The sequence below is a fragment of the Sphaerotilus sp. genome, from assembly GCF_041083715.1.
GTDB lineage: Bacteria > Pseudomonadota > Gammaproteobacteria > Burkholderiales > Burkholderiaceae_C > Sphaerotilus.
The window spans coordinates 1-2950 of the sequence record NZ_JBFPGY010000177.1; the positions used below are offsets into that span (position 1 = coordinate 1).

General features: G+C 71.8%; 3 protein-coding genes. All 3 read right to left on the reverse strand.

The genetic code is table 11. The features are described from left to right. A partial coding sequence (locus AB3X43_RS07845; RefSeq protein WP_369429297.1) for a DJ-1/PfpI family protein occupies window positions 1–854 on the reverse strand: 854 nt, incomplete at its 3' end. Next, window positions 851–1444, reverse strand: coding sequence for an isochorismatase family protein (locus AB3X43_RS07850; RefSeq protein WP_369429298.1), 594 nt, complete (start codon window positions 1442–1444; stop codon window positions 851–853). The genes AB3X43_RS07845 and AB3X43_RS07850, both read right to left, overlap by 4 nt. A 100-nt stretch (window positions 1445–1544) precedes the next feature. Further along, window positions 1545–2756: a M20 aminoacylase family protein gene (locus tag AB3X43_RS07855; RefSeq protein ID WP_369429299.1), complete on the reverse strand. Its 1212-nt coding sequence runs from the start codon at window positions 2754–2756 to the stop codon at window positions 1545–1547. Window positions 2757–2950: the final 194 nt, after the last annotated feature.

Genomic DNA, 2950 nt, shown 5'->3' on the forward strand with positions numbered 1-2950 from the left:
GCCCGCACCTGCTCGACATAGGCCCGCGGCGACAGCCCCGCGTGCAGCCGGAACAGCCGCGCCAGGTGCCGCTCGGTCACATGCGCCACTGCGGCCATGCGGCGGCTGTCCCACGGCGCGGCCGGCGTGGCGCAGACGGCGTCCTGCACGCGGTGGAGCGCCGGGTGCAGGTGGTCGCGGTGGGAGAGCAGCGCCGAGACCTGCGGCGCCTGGACGCCGCGCCGGGCGAAGACCACCATCACCTGGGCCACCGCCGCCGCGATCACCTCGCCGCAGACCTGCGCGATGCCGTGCAGCGCCAGGTCGATGCCGGCGGTGACACCGGCGCTGGTGCGCACTGCGCCGTCCACGACGAACAGGCGATTGGCCTGCACCTGCGCAGTGGGGGCCAGCGCCTGCAGGTCGTCCAGCAGTTCATGGTGGGTGGTCACCTGCCGCCCGGCCAGCAGGCCGGCATCGGCGGCCAGCAGCGCACCGCTGCACACCGTCAGCAACTGCACCGCACCGGCAGCTGCCCCCGGTGGTGCCAGCTGCGGCGCGATGGTCTGCGCCAGCCAGTGCCGCGCTTCCATCCACGCGGCGCTGTGGCCGATCACCTCGCAGGCCTCGCCCGGCCGGCCGAGCAGCACGACCCAGGTCGGCCGCTCGAACGCCGTTGGCAGCGGCCCCAGCCCGGCCAGCAGCAGTCCGACCGACGAGCTGGCCTGCGCCTGCGGCCCGGCGTAGCGCAGGTGGAACGCCTCGGGCTGGCCCTTGCGCCGCAGCGCCTGGTTCGCCAGCCGGAACGCCTCGGCCGGCCCCGCGACGTCCAGCAGCAGCGTGTCGGGCAGCACGAGGAAGAGCACGTCGATCATGGGGTGTCGCCGGAGGCGGCTGCCAGTGCCTCGTCCACGGTGCGGATCGTCGCGAAGCGCCCGGCCAGCACGGTCTCGGTGCGCTCGCGGATCTGGGCGGCGCTCAGCGTGTCGCCGGCCGGTGTCGTCATGTCGAAGGTCAGCGTCGCCTCGGTCACATAGTCCACCTGCCAGCCTTCGTCGCTGGCGTGGCGCGTGGTGGTCTCGCAGCACTGCTCCGTGCGGATGCCCGCGATGACCAGCCGCTGCACGCCGTGTGCGTGCAGCCACACGCCCAGCCCGGTGCCGACCAGCGCGCTGTGCCGGTGCTTGTCGATGCGCAGCGCGGCGTCGAACGGGGCCAGGCCGTCGATCGGGTGGACCAGGCCGCTGGCGTGCGCGAACGGGTTGTCGGGCGTGTCCGGGCCGTCGGTGTGGAACACCTGCACGACCGGGATGCCGCGCGCCGCGCAGCCGGCGACGAGGCGGTTCGTCGCAGCCAGCCAGGCGGGGGCGTCGGTTTCGGTCCAGTACGGGCGGGCGCGGAAGGACTGCTGGGCATCGATCAGCAGCAGGGCGGTGGGGTGGCGGGGGGTGTCGATTCGGGACATGGCGGGCTCCAGGTGAATGGCATCGGGATGGAGGCAATCGTCACCTGTGCGCGCATTGCTGTCTGGTCCAGGGCGGACCGGATGCGACGCAAAACGGACATCAGTCCGCTGCCAGCCACCGCTGCGCCAGCGCCACCCACAGCGCCGCCCCCTGCGGAATCAGCCCGTCGTTGAAGTCGTAGTTCGGGTTGTGCAGGTTGCATGGCCCGAGACCATGCCCCTGGGCCCGGTGGTCGCCGTCGCCATTGCCGATGACGAAATAGGCGCCCGGCCTGGCCTGCAGGAAGAAGCTGAAGTCCTCCGCACCCATCGTCGGCTCGAACTCGTGCGTGCGTGCGTCGCCGGCCACGGCGCGCATCGTCTCGCGGACGAACTCGGCCTCTGCGCGGTGGTTGATCGTCGGTGGGTAGTTGCGCAGAAACTCGAACTGCACCGTCGCGCCGAAGGCCGCCGCCGTGTGCTGCGCGATGGCCTCCATGCGCTGCTCGATCAGGTCGAGCACGTCGAGCGTGAAGGTGCGCACCGTTCCCTGGATCTCGCAGTGGTCGGGCACGACGTTGGTGGCCTCGCCGGCGTGGATCATCGTCACGGAGATGACGGCGGCGTCAAGCGGCTTCTTGTTGCGCGTCACGATGGTCTGGAAGGCCTGCACCATCTGGCAGGCCACCGGCACCGGATCGATCCCGTTGTGCGGCAGCGCGGCATGCGAGCCCTTGCCCGTGATGGTGATCCTGAACTCGTTGCTCGACGCCATCGTCGGTCCGGCGCAGATGGCGAAATCCCCGGCGCGCATGCCCGGCCAGTTGTGCATGCCGAAGATCGCGTCCATCGGGAACTGCGCGAACAGCCCGTCGGCGATCATCTCGCGTGCGCCGCCGCCGCCTTCCTCCGCGGGCTGGAAGACGAGGTAGACGGTGCCGGCGAAGTCGCGGTGCTGCGCCAGGTGCTGCGCGGCGGCCAGCAGCATCGCCACATGGCCGTCGTGGCCGCAGGCGTGCATCTTGCCGGGGTGGCGGCTGGTGTGGGCGAAGGTGTTGTGCTCGGTCATCGGCAGCGCGTCCATGTCGGCACGCAGGCCGAGGGCGCGGGACGACTCGCCTGCCGTGCCCTGGACGATGCCGACCACCCCGGTCTTGCCCAGCCCGCGGTGGACCGGGATCCCCCAGCCGGCGAGCGTCTCGGCGATCACGTCGGCGGTGCGGACTTCCTCGAAGCAGAGTTCGGGGTGGGCGTGGAGGTCGCGGCGGATGGCCACGATCGGCTCGATGGCGCCCGACAGTGCGGGGGCGGTGCGGTGTTCGGGGGCGTTCATGGCGGCGTGTGCGTGAGGTGAACCGAAGCCCGCATGGTAGTCCGGTGGCCTGCGATGCAGGGCCTCATGCCTGCAGGGTCGGTGGGTGGCGGCGTGCCACCCAGAAGGTGGCGCCCTCCGGACCATAGCGTTCGGTGTGGGGCACTTCGGCGTCCAGCGCGAAGGTGTCCCCCGCCTGCAGGTGCCGGGTGGTC

What these genes read in the sequence shown, in the direction of transcription:
- AB3X43_RS07855 (WP_369429299.1), bottom strand. Translation starts at nt 2,756, where the DNA reads ATGAACGCCCCCGAACACCGCACCGCCCCCGCACTGTCGGGCGCCATC.
- AB3X43_RS07850 (WP_369429298.1), bottom strand. Translation starts at nt 1,444, where the DNA reads ATGTCCCGAATCGACACCCCCCGCCACCCCACCGCCCTGCTGCTGATC.